The organism is Chlorogloeopsis sp. ULAP02 (assembly GCF_038404745.2).
GTDB lineage: Bacteria > Cyanobacteriota > Cyanobacteriia > Cyanobacteriales > Nostocaceae > Chlorogloeopsis.
On sequence record NZ_JAYKTT020000049.1, the window covers coordinates 26,522 to 41,466 of the forward strand.

General features: G+C 42.5%; 8 protein-coding genes. 1 reads left to right on the top strand and 7 read right to left on the bottom strand.

All coding sequences use genetic code 11. The features are described from left to right. Positions 1–201 precede the first annotated feature (201 nt). From U2718_RS17070 to U2718_RS17100, 7 genes are all read right to left on the bottom strand, one after another. On the bottom strand, positions 202–1,821 hold the full coding sequence (locus tag U2718_RS17070) for a hypothetical protein (protein ID WP_342001697.1): 1,620 nt from the start codon (positions 1,819–1,821) through the stop codon (positions 202–204). Positions 1,822–1,838: 17 nt separating this feature from the next. Continuing rightward, a complete protein-coding gene (locus U2718_RS17075; RefSeq protein WP_342001695.1) occupies positions 1,839–2,570 on the bottom strand; it encodes a hypothetical protein in 732 nt (243 codons plus the stop codon). 92 nt (positions 2,571–2,662) lie between these two features. Then, on the bottom strand, positions 2,663–3,781 hold the full coding sequence (locus U2718_RS17080) for a hypothetical protein (protein WP_179075923.1): 1,119 nt from the start codon (positions 3,779–3,781) through the stop codon (positions 2,663–2,665). A gap of 310 nt (positions 3,782–4,091) precedes the next feature. Beyond that, complete coding sequence (locus tag U2718_RS17085) at positions 4,092–4,910, bottom strand: hypothetical protein (protein ID WP_342001691.1); 819 nt, start codon at positions 4,908–4,910, stop codon at positions 4,092–4,094. Between the two features lie 33 nt (positions 4,911–4,943). Next, the gene (locus U2718_RS17090; protein ID WP_342001689.1) at positions 4,944–8,291 is read right to left on the bottom strand and encodes a hypothetical protein; all 3,348 of its coding nucleotides are present in this window, start codon (positions 8,289–8,291) and stop codon (positions 4,944–4,946) included. 597 nt (positions 8,292–8,888) lie between these two features. Continuing rightward, on the bottom strand, positions 8,889–9,521 hold the full coding sequence (locus U2718_RS17095; protein WP_342001688.1) for a hypothetical protein: 633 nt from the start codon (positions 9,519–9,521) through the stop codon (positions 8,889–8,891). Between the two features lie 22 nt (positions 9,522–9,543). After that, positions 9,544–11,571, bottom strand: a complete 2,028-nt coding sequence (locus U2718_RS17100) for a hypothetical protein (RefSeq protein ID WP_342001687.1) — start codon at positions 11,569–11,571, stop codon at positions 9,544–9,546. A gap of 291 nt (positions 11,572–11,862) precedes the next feature. Between U2718_RS17100 and U2718_RS17105 the strand changes: the two genes are divergently transcribed. Next, positions 11,863–14,940, top strand: coding sequence for a hypothetical protein (locus tag U2718_RS17105; RefSeq protein ID WP_342001686.1), 3,078 nt, complete (start codon positions 11,863–11,865; stop codon positions 14,938–14,940). The last annotated feature ends 5 nt before the right edge of the window (positions 14,941–14,945 follow it).

Below are 14,945 nucleotides of genomic sequence, written 5' to 3' on the forward strand. Positions count from 1 at the left end.
AGAACGTTCAGTTTGTATCTATTCAATAGCCAGGATGCTGTATATGAATTGATTCCAATTTGTTTGAATTTTAAGCATTGGTGAATCAGGGGATGATTTCGTCCAATTTGTCAGGAATTTTCAATGGTTTCAACCGCCAATTCATCCCGCATTTATGCAACGCCGAATTTTAAATTGCTGACTACCCGCACTAAATTGGTATCATCGTTCAACTTTTAAAAAACTATTGACGACAACGGAGACTTCTGTACCTTCAGATAAAAACTGGATATTTGGGCGTTGTAGTAATTCCTGCACTGCTTGGTCAGAGCGTCTAGACAGACGTTCACTGACTGGACTAAAAAAGCCTTCTAGGGCCGCCGCCCAAATCTGAGGATTAGAGTTACTAGTAATAGTACTTTGGTTAAAAGTGCCACTAGAAACAACAGTGCTAGATTGAGTGCGGGGCTGATTCACTATGCTTCCTACCTTACCCAAACTACTGAGTAATCCAACTAACAAATCTTGTTGGGCAATATCTGTCCCCACATCATTCAGCTTTTTAGCAATTAACGGTTGCTGTCTTCGACCGCGAATTAACAGAGTCTCAGCTGGGATGGTTTCCTGTTTGACTGTGCCTTGGGAGTCAGGGTAAATAAGCGCGATCGCACTAGCAGATACCAAGTTATTCTTTTTACCTACTGCCACTGTTTTCGTTACTAAAACAGTACCAGCCGGGAGTGCCACCGTGCCATCTGTGGCTGTGAGAGGTTTGGTTAACTCAATAGCAAAGCGATCGCTCTTATTATTTCCTTCCTGATCCCAAATCATCGGCATGATAATTCTACCTGGGGCAGATGTACCTAGTGCTACCTCTTTAGTTTCCCCTACATTTGGAGGTACAGGGGTACGATTTAAGATACCTACCATTCCTGGAGTCAAGTTATCAGTTTTACTGTCAGTGCTTTTGGAGCCAATTAAAACTGTTTGAATACCAGGGTCTTCGGGAGTGGAAATGGATGCCCTAGCTGTTGGTTTCGAGGCTGTGGGAGTTTGAGTGTTAACTACAATTTCTGACTGAGTTTCAGCTACTTTAGAGTTACCAATTTGCGACTGTCCCAAGCTAGCTAGTTGGTTCCACTTCTGGAAAGGATCGACATTACTTTCAGGCTGTCGTATTGGTGGTGAAGCTTGATAACTTACAGGATTGGGAGAAATATACCGCACTACTGGGGGCGCAGGTTGAGAAATTCTGACAGGAGTTATTGGTGTTATGCGTGATGCAGGAGTTGTGCGCGGTGAAAAAGTCTGAGGAGATGGCGTTGGTTTGGGTTTATTTTGTAAGGTTGGATTTGGGGATTTAGCAGCAACAGGTTCTACTTTAAGTTGTTGCCGTTGGTCTTGAAACGCTAATCTGCTTTTAAGTTCGGCAGATTCATCCAAAACTGGTTCGCCTGTTGGAGATGGAGTAGGAGTTTGCACTACTTGTTTGACAGGAGGTTTAGGTTGGAGAAATCCAAACCAGAGCAGTGCTACAGAGCCAATAACCATTCCGACTAAGCCAACTACCGAACCTAGTCGCACACTAGGTTTTTCTGCTAAAGGTCGCTCTACCGCTCCTTCTGCATCTTGTTTCAAGCGATATTCTTCGGAAATGAGGTTACTTGCGGTAGGGTTATAACCTGCCAACAACTGCTCCTCTTCAGGGCTGATATCATCATCAGCGACCAAAGTGGCTTGGGTAGAGCGATGATTGCCGTTAGTACTGTTAAATTCCGGCGAATAATCAGCAGAATTTTCGTTTAGGTAGTCAAATTCATGGTTTTGATTTGAATTGGTCATAATTCTACCCTTTTCCTTTAGCGTCGTTGCTGAGAATTGAACTCAACCATCTTGGTAATTTGCAGTCCAGACGATCGCACTTCATAAATTTTCTGTTCTACCAGGGGGGCATCTTTACTTAAAGGAGATCGGGGAATCTCTACTGCTTGGACGGTAAATGTGCGGTTAAAAGGAATACGCTCATCTCTACCAGTAGTGCGGTCAACTAAAATGCGGGTAGCAATCATGTCTATTTCCCATTCCCCAGGTCGTACTGCTCTTGGTTCTGACAGATAGGAAATAATAGTGGTGCTACGCAGCTGACCTGAAAAGAAGCTAGTAGGAACTAATTCCGCAATCTTCGGTAGAGAAGCTTTGGCAAATTCCGGTTCTAGCAGCAGGGAAGCAAACCAAGTATTTGTGGGAATGCGCCCATTTCTACCAACTTGAATGCCTTGGTCTGGTTGATTAGTGCCAGTGAGTTTGTCATCCCAGTTAAATGTTAGAGTTGTCCAGTCACTAACTACCTTTTGAATTACAGCTGGATAACGCCAGTTACGGTCTTGCTCAGAAATGTAGATTGTCTGGCCATTTACCAACTGGGCAAAAGTCGTCTTGCGATCGACAATTTTATTGACCCTGAAAGCGGTGAATAGAGTCAACAAAAATATCAAACCGTTAAATGCAGTTAGGCAGATAAAGCAAACAGCTAAGAGGTTTTTGGCTTCTGGAAGCAATGGAGCTTGAAGTCGTTTAATTTGCAGAGTCATACCAAATTGGCATAAGTAGTATTGTTTGAAAATCCACCGAACAGCCTTGTGTTAAAGGTTTTTAATCTAAAATCCAAAATCCAAAATTGGTATTACCCCCTGCGGAGTAAAGCAATACTGGTTGCAGTTCCAATGGCACTGCTAAAAATATCGATTAAGCCTTTGACATTGGCAGAAATACCGTTATAAATCGCCATTCCCCCACCTCCAGCTATCAATACCGCCAAAACTGGTGCAAAGATGCTCAGGAAACATAAAAATGCGACATCAGATGCTAATTCAGCGCCAGATTTCACCAGCACAACGGCTGCTAAACCCACTAAAATGTTGTAACCAAGTTGAACACCAAACAAGGAAATAAACCCTGTCAGCCACGCCCAAATAGGACGACCTTGTAATGGCAGTAAAGATAAACCAACTGCGATCGGTGCAAATAATGCTGTCAGCAACAGAGCAGCTTCCAAAATATTTACAAAGCCCCATTGCAGGGCATAGAGGATAAAGCGAATGATGGGGATGGCAGTATCTCGAAACACACTACCTGGATCATTGGCAAACTGAACAGCAGTACCAATTTGACCAGGTAAAGTTCTATTCCAGAGAAAACTACCAAAATCTCGTAGTGGTTGGAGTGGAGATTTTGCTTGCTCTTCAGCTTTGGTAACAATTGCCTGTGCCTGGGCTTGCTTTGAGTTCCAACATTCAACTAACTCTGTACCGACTTTTCCTTGACATTCGCTATAGAGGTTTTCTAGCTGTTGTCTAGCGATACTGCTAATTGCCACATTGGTAATAGCATCTCGAAATGTTAGTTCACCAACTTGAAGCTGAAGAACGCTTTGCACTTGGTTGTAAGCGAAGCCTCGGATAACAGTAATTGTCTTCGCCAGCATATTGCCGTTAGCCCCCAAGAAAATCATAATCACGATGGGCCAAACAAAGATTGATGCCAGTTCTGACCATGATTGTTTTTCAATGATTTCCTTGCCAGTGGTTAGCGCCACAAATAAGATGCTGGCGGCTCCCAAGGTGATGCCCAATTTAATCAAGCCAATCCATAATGCTGAACCGAGCGGATCTAAAGTAACTAGCCAGACGGTATTCCACGACTCAACTGTGGCGCGAGAAAGTTCTAAAGAACTGGAGATAATTTCTAGGGCATCGGATTCTCCGCCTGTTACTGGAAATGATTGAGCAATAATGTGGATCATGAGTGTCGAAAGCGTTAGCGATCGCAGCTAAAATTGACAGGACTTACGGATAAAGAATAAGTTCGCGGATCATCCCATTGCCGCAGCCTCTCGTAGAGAAGGGAAGACACGAAGAAATGGAAGGTTTTGCGTAAGTTGTAATTGATTTACAATGTCTAATTAATTACTTAGAGCTAGTACAGCACGACATAAATAAACCAACCATAGCCGTACTCTTAAAACTTGCTAGTAAATAGCTAAAAAGGTTGATTAATCAGCTTTTTGACTTTTGACTTCACGGCGGTACTAGCTCTAAGATTCCAATTGGTAGCTACTGCTTGTCAGAACCAAGGGTAATGCCACCAGGCATGATCAATAACCCCGCCTGTTGAGTGGCAGCATTACCTGCGGCAACACTCTTACGGCGATCGGCAGTATTGATGGCTGAAAGTTCCTTGGCTGTTTGAGCGGTTAAGGTGTTACTTAATGCCCTGTCAATGCGTGCTTGCTGGGCTTCAATAAGCATCCGCTCGTTGACGCGACTGGTAAGGGCAGTCTGTTGGGATAGGTTTTGCAAAATCTGTTGGGTAACATCTAAACTTTGGGATTCCTCACCCAAGCTGACGCTTTCTTGAGTATCTTGTTGAGTAGCTTGCTTAATTTGAGCCATCTGACTTTGGGCTGTTTGGCTCAAAGTAGCCTGATTAGCGATCTCTGTGGCAACTGTTCTAGTAGCATATTTACCAAGGTCTTCACGGATACCATAAGAGCTTTGACCATTGGTTTTGTTCTCCAAAGTTTCAGACAGCACGGTGCCAGGGTCGTTGTTGGCTGAACCGTTCATGATTCCTGCCAAAACTTTGTTTAAATCGGGAATTTGAATTGCACCCAAGGCAGAATTAAGCAGATTGCCAAGAGGATTAAATAGGTCATTTTGAGCGAAATTTTTGACATCTCCCACAAAATCATTGATTTGAGATGCTGTGTCTGAGGTGAAAATACTATTACCAGTAGTTTTGTTACTAACAGCAGCAGCTACTGGATCTCGACCGTTGTCTTGAGTACGAGCAAGGGCTGGACTGGCGATAGAACCAAGTTCCAAAATTAGAATCAGTGCCATCAATCTGATAAAGGTAAGTTTAGATTTCATGATTTACCCTCCTTAATGCAGTTTTTAGATATATCAACTTGCAATCAGGCTACTTTCAGCCTGTTGGCCATCGTTACTCTCTTGGCGATCGCCTTTTCCTTGCAGAGATGCTCTGCTTTGGTAGGGCTTGTCCGCAGGACTTACGGCTGGGCGTACCCAATCGCGCAATGCTGCGGTTTGATCTATCTCTTGACCAATATGCTTAAACCCTTTGTTTTCCTTCAAAGCAGGAATGTAAGCATCGGTAAACGCTCTTAGTCCTAACAGGTTGCCTTTGGGGGTATCTGGATACTGAGCCATCACCCGTTCTCGTGCTTCCCGTTCATCCTGGTTATTGGCAACACTGGCCAGCATCATTTCGCCAGGATAAAAGCGGGTACGCCAGAATCTACCACCTGTTTCTACTAGCCAACAGGAATAAAGGTCGCTGGTACGGGGCAAAAATGCTTCAGTCGCATTCTGACTGATAATATTGACGGGATAGCTCAGATACTGTTGGAAAGAAGCAATACCGCTACTGGTAATACGTCCAGTAATCCGATAGGTCATGTTCTGCATAATTTGAGCGCCTGTCGAACACTCGCAAATGGTATCCGGGTCTTGGGACAACAGCAGAACAGCAATGCCTTCTTTCCTTCCCGTGGCACAGGTTTCGCCTATAATCTGGGCAAAGCCATCTTTACGTAACAATACGGAAAGCTCATCGCCAATAAACAAACTTTTAGGATGGGATAGTGCATTACGGATACAGGCACTATGGGCGTTAATTGCCATCAAGTAAGCATCCTGTTCGTTACTCAATCCACTGAGGGCAAAGAATTTAATCGCCGGTAATGGGGAAAAAGTGCTGGGACGAGCGATCGCTTTCCCCAATCTAGATGCGAGTAAAGCACTAACCTGATTCTGGATTTGGTTGAGTGCCTGTCGGTCAATTTCTTCAAAGGATCTCAGATTAAGGCACTCTCTAGTGCAGAACTTGACGAAATCTGGTAGCGTGGGTATCTGCTGCCATTCTGGTGAAAGCCACCCCATCTCAAAGGCTTGGTTGTAGCGAGTAATAATTTCTGAGTCTTTTAAAAATACGTCCAAAGCTTTGACTAGCAAGGCATCAACCCGTTGAGCTAGATGAGGATTTTTGACTTTACCCATTGCGATCGCTGTTAATGCTTTGCGAATAAAGTCCTTCCAAGATTCCATGCGCCGTTCCCGTTCTGACTTGTCGAACCGTCGCAAATCTGGCGGTTCCAGTAGGTTACTGCTGCCACTGGAAATATCGTAATATGCTCCTTGCTCGCCTAAAAGCTCAATTGCCGTTTTGAAAGTGCTGTTACCACTGGCAGAGATATCCATACCAACAACGGGAATATTGTTCGCTAATGCCTCTAGAGCAAAGCGCCATCCCAAAACGCTCTTTCCTGAGCCGGAAGTACCTGTAATTAGAGCGCGTCCAATCTGCTGGTGAAATAAGTCAACATAAATAGGCTTGCCACCACGACTGGTAAGGAATTCCACACCTTGTTTATCGATGTTTTTGGGGACAGTTAGGGGCATGATTCCAGCCACAGTATGAGTATCTAAAGTTATTCTGCGTTCGCTGAGATTGCCTCCGTGCAGCAACCATTTGCAGGTAATCGGTAGGGTTTGCAGCCAAATTTCCCAAGCAATATTACGCTCTCGAATTACTTTGGCAGTCTCAAAACTGTTAGCCAATAAGTTGCAAGCGTGGGTTAACTCTTGGGCACTGTGACGATAAACTAGAAATACAGGCGCACAGTGCAACGCTTTTGTCCCTTCATAAAGTCGTCGCTGGGCTTCAAAGGATTCCTCCTGTTTGATTTCCGCTCCAACGTCGCGTCCCTGTCCTTTGGTTATGGCTAAAGTACGGGCTGTTTTGGATTGTTTTGCCTGACGCGCCAGGTTGTCTTGGATGAAGAAGTCGTTGCTGCGGCTGATTTCAATCCAAGCTTCTGTATCGTGGACGTAGCTGGAAGCAAGGATTTTCCAAACCCACTTTAGCTGCTCTTGGGCATTAGACCAACCGACGGGGGGATCTGTTACGACCACGACTCCACAAACCTTGCTTTTACCTGTGAGGTAAACTCGGTCATGATCTCCCCGATGTTCGGGACAAGCAGAACGTCCCTGTTGTCCTTCAATTAGTAATGTACAAATATGTTTGTCGGTAGTTAGGGTTTCTGTTAACTCCAGTCCCGTCTCAGTCTCCTTCAATGTGATGACTTGAGGAATAGGAGGTGCCGCACCCTCATTAAATCGATTCCAAAGCCACTGCCACAAATCTGTAGCATTGCAAGGTGTTACTTCTAACCCAATTTTGGTATTGAGCAGCAATTCCCACTGAATGAATCCTTGCTGAAACCCTTGCAGTAAGAGCTTTTTGAAAAACTCTTCTTGGTAAATGCGTTTGTTCCCTGTAATCAATTCAACTGCCCAAGAGCCAAATTTTCTACATTTTTCAATCAGTCCACCCACAAAATCCTTGTGCTGTGAACCAGCTTCATCATCGCTCGTCCAAGTACAGAAGGCGATTTGGTTCCAGATTTGGCGAGAACCTGCTTCCTTGAGTTGTTCCACCCGCAATTGCTCGTTGCGAAGCAGCACAGAAACTGGTTTCAAGTGGCAATCGTCTGCTAAGGCAGTAAGCGGGGTTTGGCGTTTGTGAGGTACTCCCTTGGTAGAGCCTGTCTGTAGGGAATATGACTCAGTATCATCACTATAACAGCCTGTACAAAAGGTAATTTTTTCACCGGGGGGTAGTTCTTTCAAACCCTCTTCGATAGAGTGGGCAAATTCGCTGACCTCATTTTCATGGAGTATGTCATGCAGTCCAGCGATGTGGAACCCAAACACGAGTTGATACTGAGAGTTGCCTTTATCCAATAACAGGGCAGCTACTTCACGATCATCCTTCTTAATTTCTGCAATACAGCAGATGTTTACCTCATTTTGGAAGGGCATGAGCTTACTTTTGCCTCCATATTGATTCGGTACAATCAGCGGCTTGAATCGGATTTGCACTTGCGAGTCTGCATAACGCCGACGCACCCACCAGGGTCGATATTCGGGAATTGGTGAGATGTAAATACTGTTACTATTGCACCACTCTGTTCCCGGTGGATTACGCCATCGATCTAAAAACTGATGGGGCTGTTTGCCTGTGAGAATCCACCAACTGATAATTAGCCAGAATGAGGTGGCAAAGAACCAACCCATACCCAAACTGAGTAAACCATTGGTGAGAACATAGCAAACTACAATGATGGCAATCCAAGGAAGTAGCTGTTCAGCCGGAATTGGCCCAATGCTGGCTTGCTTGCCTAGAATCCGATTGACTTTGATGAATTCTCGATTGTCTTGTGCCATATTTTTGTAATTCTCTGGTGCTGCATTAGTAGTCAGTCAACCAAGAAGTGACAAGTTAAGATAAGGGATAAAGGGGAGAATAAGATTTTTCTTCTTGTCATAAACCTCTCAAAGTTGCTTTGACGAACTATTAGCAGGATTTTTCAGCTTTTCCAAAATTTCTCAATAACTGACACCGCCCAAATTTTCTGAACAATATGTTATGAATCTGCCATCTTTGACAGCCCTATTTAACAAGAAATAATTCAGGAGTCATGAGTCAGAAGTCATGCTGAATTATGTAGGAGTGGTAGATGAATGGTGAAACACTACACTAAATCTGCATAAGCTGTCGCGTCTTTACTTTTCCAAAACATTCTCGATATATCAAGGGTTACGGTTGACAAAAAGTGCAAATTGTATGTGCGACAGCTTATTGAGTGGTCAAGTTTCATAGTGGCGAGTCTAAGAGGAAAGTGACGCTACTTAGTAGTTAACAGATACCAACTGCGGGGGCTGCCGTTGCGACTTTCCGCGCTCATCCCCCACTGATGAATTCTGACGAATATTTTCTGACTTCTGAATTTTTATTTAGTGGGTATAAAATTCAAGTTGGGTTTAGTTTATGGCTGTTGTTCCTGTGCCATTACCGACAAATATGAAAGTGATGACATCAATGGCAATTACGATGGAGAACGCCAGACCAACTTGAGTAACAATTGGTCGCCAGTCGTTACCTTGCTGTGCTTGGTTATAGGCAAATAGAGAAGCAGCAGCAACCAGCAGCAAGAATGCACCTCGGATGAGGTTGAATGTCAAACCAACAACGTTTGTATCCAGAGTGCTAGTGGAACCGCCTCCTGCTTGGGAACTTTGTTGAGCTAGATTGTTGAAGAAGCTTTCCAACCCGCTTAAGAAAATAGCTTGGGCTGGAGTTGTAAAGGTATCGAGTAAAGCGGTAACAGTTATAATGGCGGCAACAATATGCCAGAAACGAATTTTTCTACCTAAATACTTTTCTAGAATTGGTACTGTCCGAATTACGTACCCAATACTCAAGAAAACAATGGTGGCACATCCCAAAATAGTGACGAATATGGGTTTGGTAGCTAATAAATAAATTCCAATCGCAAGACATAGTAAAATGAAAAGTAAGTCAGTGCGGTTGATTTTCAGGTTTCTCAAGTTGGTTGAAAATTTACGAGATGACAGCAGTTTTAACTTAGAAATGTGAGATTTTGTGTTGTTCATTTTTCTCTTCTCGTTTGTAGAATTAAACTTGCATTTCTGGTTTGCTGGCTTTTCTTTGAGTTTGTTTCTGGCGTTGTTTTGCAGTATCTTTATCAGTCTGGGCTTGGGTAGAGCGAGTTGATTGCTGATTGTCCAGTAGCGCTTCTATCTCACGCAGGGGAATGCTGCACTGCAAAATCTCCGGGGGTTGCCCTGGTACTAAAACGGCATCAAGCACTTGTTCATCGTTACGATTAGGGTTAAATCCTTGAAGTAGCCGTGTACCATTGGGCAGTTTTACTACTTCAAACTCGTATTTGACTTTGCCCTTTTCAGTCCAGGTGAATGTCGGTTCATCGTTGCTGTTAAATCGGTTAGGTAGTTGTTCTTGAAATTTTTGAATTAATGCTTGGGTACTGGCTTTGAGGGCGTATTCTTCTTTCGACTGTGGAAGTTTGCAGATGCCCGTCTTTTCATCAGAGGTGAGATTGTCTTGTGCGATCGCCCACTGTCCCTGAGTGCGAGTACCAGCAAAGAGTGTTTCACCTTGGGTATTTTCTAAGGCGATCGCTACCTGTTTGTCCTGTGCTTCTACCCATAAAGTTTTGTTACTGGAAATGGCGATACCTGCTTGGGGTGATTGGTCAAATAATTCACCAGCAACTTTGGCAAACCCCACTAAAGCATCAGCACAGGCAGCTTGTTGTTGCTGTGCTTGGCGTTTCGTCAGATGTTCTAAAATGTCAACCTCTGCTGGTGGCTGATTAGCAGAGTTAGGTGGGACAATATCTGCATCAGTTTTTGACTCGACAGCAGTAGAATTATTTTGTGGTGCTGCCATCTGTTTTTCCAATCGGCTAACTACCATTTCTAAACGGTCAAGTCGCTTAGAAAGAACTTTCAGGTAGGCTTCAATTTGGTCAAGCTGTTCGCTGACGCTGGCATCCTTATCTAATTCAAATGGTTGTGATTGGTATTTGGGGTCTAGTTTAGAACCAAGATTGTCTACTTTTGAGCCGATTTTGGTAGCAGCTACAGCCAGTGGATTGTCTGCGGTTGATTCTTCAGATACAGTTTGAAAATCTTGAGACTTTTGAGGCTCTGATGAGTCCGGCTTTGCTTCTTGCAAGCGACTGGCTATGTTATCTACGCGGTCATTTTGCCGTTGCAGTTCTTTGAGAATTCGTTCAAGCCGCTTTTCATCAGCTTCGGCTGCTAACTGTTCCAAAACACCTTGTCCTACCGCAATTCCCAGAGATGCCAGTTGTCCTGTTAAGCCTGCTAAATTCACCCCATTTACTTCTCGTCCGTTGGTGGCAGCTGTGGCACTTAAACGCGAAGCTTCGTCTAGAGGCTCTCTGGATTTGGAGTTTTTAGCAGCAGTTTTATTGGTATTAGCTCTGTTCTGAGTTTTAGAGGATGTTTTAGGCTGAGAATTACTTTGGGTTTTAGTTGAAGTTTTGGCTTGAGTTTTGGCTTGAGTTTTAGTTTGGGCTGCGCTAATACGACTAACAGATGGTTGGTCTTCTTCATCTAAGTCATCTAGGTCGTCTAGTTTAGTGTTTAAATCATCATTTAATAGGTCGTCTAGTTCGTCGTTTATATCATCTTTTTCTTCATCTAAATCGAGTAGGTCATCTTCTAATTCATCATCGAGATCGTCTAGTTCTGTTTCAGCAAAACCGCAAATTTCTGCAATGTTAGAAGGGGTGAAGTAGTTTTCATCTTTGCTGGTAATTCCTTCGAGGTTTTTAATGAGGTACTTACCACTGGTTCTGTGGTTGGGATCGCTGGTGAGGTAGAAGCGATAGCCTCTAATCTCGTCATCATCCCCACCTCCTACACAGAGTTCTACTGTGATGGGGGCTTTACCCGATTCCTGGCTATAGTTTTCTACATAGGCTTTAAAGTCTTCGTGGGACTGGATAGAATCATCCTGAATTGAGGATGCGATCGCTTTATCCAATGTGTTTTCAATATGGCGGAGTTTGCGGCGATCTGTCAGGTTTTCCCATGAGCGATTTTGAGAATTTTGTCTTTGCTTAGGTTTGGTCAGTGTTTTGGTAGCCATAGGTACTCAAAGCTGATTGCCTTAGCAATTAACCTAACAAGACTTTATCTAGAAACAGCTAGACCAAATGGCGATTTATAGATTATCCAGTTGGCTAGTATTGACTCCTGATGTCACGTATCCTGACTAAAAAAATTGGTTTTAAGCACCTAGTGAAAAATTTTTGAGTAACTAAGGATTAAGTGGATCTAGCTCAATAATGATATTTGCATATTCTTAGTAAATTTTTGCAACATAAGTAAGAATATCCTAATATCTAGTTGACAGATATGTAATAACTAAGGTTTAAAAATGAGTGGAAGTGGCGGCGGTGGTGGATACGAATATCAGGCACAAGCAACAGCATATATCGCTGCTCACATATTGACACAGCGACCATTACGTTGGATTGAACACTCAACTATGGATGTACCTATTGCTGTGGCAGCAGAAACAGATGGCCCAGGAGATGATATTAATATCACACTTACAGATGGCACATTTATAGAGCTTCAAGCAAAACATGGTCTAAAGAAAGATAAAAAGTTTTGGGAAGCGATTATTAAATTAACTCGTGGTCTTGCAGACGATCCATTGCTATATGGCATTTTATTAACTGACTCTACAGGAAGTTCAACAATTAGAGATGACCTAAGCCGGGATATTGAGCGACTTGGGCAAGGACGAACAGACAGTTTAAAAGAAATAACTGATGAATTTATATCAAAGCTGAATCAGGAATATATTCCTTATAATTCAGAAATTTTCAAGCGTCTTCGGATTGTTATTGCCGACTTTGATAACTCTCAGAGAGATGCAAAAACAGCACAAACTTTACTTTCACAAATTATAGAAAATCAACTCCAAGAAGAAAATATTTGGAATGTATTGGTTGCAGAAGGTATAAATCTAATTACTAAGAAAGGGCGGCGTGATGCCAAAAGTATATCACATCTCTTAAGTCGTGGAAACATTCAATTACGGTCAACGGGAGCGAATCCCACAGCTTTATTTGTTCGCTACATAACTCGGTTAGATGAGTCAATGCTACTGTCTAAGGCACGCTGTATTGCTAGTTGGCAAGGTGCAGGAATTAAAGAAGACGAAGCAATTGCGCTTGCTGATGATATGTCTATTGGTTTACCTCCAAATGAGCTAAAGCTTTTGCCAGGAAAAATAATTATTATAACTGGAGAAATGGGAATAGGAAAATCCTTGATTGGCGAGCGTTTATTTCAAATTACAATTCAAGAAGCTAAGGAAAATGTCAATACTCCATTTCCTATTTTTTTAGAGGCAGAACAGATAAAAGATAATTTACTAAAAAAAGTAATACAAGAAGATGCTAATGATTTCTATAATCCTGCAAATGAGCCTAGTTTAGTAATTATTGACAATGTAGATGATATTGGAATCACTAATGCAGTTAAGCTTCTTAAAGAAGCCAGGATTCTTATCAAAGTATGGAAAAATACGACGATAGTTCTCATTAGTAGACCCATCATGGAGTTTGTGAATGCCCCAGAGTCAATAACAGTTAATCTTCTTTCCAAACAGGAGGCTGAGGCACTAATCAAAAGATTATCGGGACGACAATATTTTTCTTACCAAGGCTTATCCGAGTCGGTTCAAGATGCAATTCTCAGACCTTTATTTGCAGTTATCCTTAGTAGTTACTTGCGAGAGTCAGCTATCTCGATACCTCAGTCGAAGGAGCAACTTTTATCAAATCTAGTGGAGCGTTCCCTTCGTCCGTTACGGGAACACGTACTCAAGGCAAGCAAATTTTTAGAGCAACTCGCAGCAGCTTGCATCGATAGGGGCAGTACAATAGTTCCATCAAATGAGATTACTTCCTGGAATGAGCGACAACAGCTTATAGATTCAAGATTAATTGTCGAAAATGCTGATAGCTTACGATTCCCCCTGCCTATTTTGACACAATGGTTTGCTGCTCAATCTTTAGCATCGGATAGTTCCCTAATCGAGAAAATTGCTAAAGACCGACAACGCCTTGAGCTTTGGCAATATCCTCTGGTAATTGCTGTTGCTACCTTTTCGCCCAGTCAAGTATCTAAATTGCTCACTCCTATCGTTACAAATCAACCTGCTCTAGCAGCTAATATAGTAAGCGAGGCACTAGCTTTTCATGGACGTTCAAGAAAGATTTCATCTCTATCTTCTTTGGAACTTGGGCAACAGGTACGAGACGCTATGCAAGCATGGGTTAGTGGATTTAAAGCGTTCTCATCACCAATTCCTTTCCTTCAGGAAAATGGAAAATTACCTACATTAGGAGTGCGGTTGAGTCAAAGAGTACTGGGAACAACTTCACCTTCAGAAGCGCCGTTTTCAACGGCATGGGTAGAGGTTGCTTGGCATTCTGGTAATGAAAACCTGCCGGATGTCGTTGAATTACCTCCAACTGAATTACCTCTAAGCACAGAAGATTCTGATTATTTATTTTCATTGGGTTGGAAGAGTATTCAGGGGTTTCTTCCTTATTCACACGTATCCTGGGCATGGAAATGGACTCTAGAACAAGTCATCAGTTCTCTTTTAAAGGAGAGATCATTCCCAGTAGAAGCCGGATATTTGTCCTTGGAAGCTGCATGGTTTGGTGCGCTCTTCATAACTCAGCGGCATCCTAAAAAATATCCTAACTATTCTTACCCAATCCCTTTATATGAACTTGAAGCTGTCCTTGTCAAAATTGGTGATTCATACTTCCCACCAGTGTTTCAACATTGCCTAACACAACTTAAGATTGAGATGGAAGCAGCTCGTAGAAGAAAACAAACTGATCTGTGTTTACCAAATTCTTTCATAGTCTTTAGGCACAACAATTCCATATCTAATGAAATCCTGCGAAAGTATGTGGAAGATATTTATTTAGGTGCATTTGAAGGTTATCAGCAATTAGTTAACACTTTATATCCTCAATTTCTGCCTAAACTTCCACTAGCATCTATTCTCCCAGCTAGGTTAGTAGGTGTTATAGTGCCACCTAGTTCTAGCTCAAATTCAGTTACTTGGAGTTGGTATTGGGAAGCGTTACCTGAAGGTAGCTTCAGTGAAGTTAAATTTGAATTGAGGGATTATCCACTTTCAGAACAAGAGCCTACTGTACAATCAACTTTAGAAAAAATACAGTCTTTATATCCACAATGGGTAAGGCACTTTTCAGTAAAAACTGACTCTATATCTTCATCTAGATTTCCTATTTCAAGAGATATGTTTGGATCTTATCCTATGACTCATTTAGCTTATAAATGGCTTTGGGAAGACCTAAAACAAGTCGAATGGATACCACGCAATTCAAATTTTGATTGTTCTAATTTTCAGCCTTGGTTGCCCTTAAAAAGCTCATATCGATCTGGAATGGACTAAAATTA

What these genes read in the sequence shown, in the direction of transcription:
- U2718_RS17070 (WP_342001697.1), bottom strand. Translation starts at nt 1,821, where the DNA reads ATGACCAATTCAAATCAAAACCATGAATTTGACTACCTAAACGAAAAT.
- U2718_RS17075 (WP_342001695.1), bottom strand. Translation starts at nt 2,570, where the DNA reads ATGACTCTGCAAATTAAACGACTTCAAGCTCCATTGCTTCCAGAAGCC.
- U2718_RS17080 (WP_179075923.1), bottom strand. Translation starts at nt 3,781, where the DNA reads ATGATCCACATTATTGCTCAATCATTTCCAGTAACAGGCGGAGAATCC.
- U2718_RS17085 (WP_342001691.1), bottom strand. Translation starts at nt 4,910, where the DNA reads ATGAAATCTAAACTTACCTTTATCAGATTGATGGCACTGATTCTAATT.
- U2718_RS17090 (WP_342001689.1), bottom strand. Translation starts at nt 8,291, where the DNA reads ATGGCACAAGACAATCGAGAATTCATCAAAGTCAATCGGATTCTAGGC.
- U2718_RS17095 (WP_342001688.1), bottom strand. Translation starts at nt 9,521, where the DNA reads ATGAACAACACAAAATCTCACATTTCTAAGTTAAAACTGCTGTCATCT.
- U2718_RS17100 (WP_342001687.1), bottom strand. Translation starts at nt 11,571, where the DNA reads ATGGCTACCAAAACACTGACCAAACCTAAGCAAAGACAAAATTCTCAA.
- U2718_RS17105 (WP_342001686.1), top strand. Translation starts at nt 11,863, where the DNA reads ATGAGTGGAAGTGGCGGCGGTGGTGGATACGAATATCAGGCACAAGCA.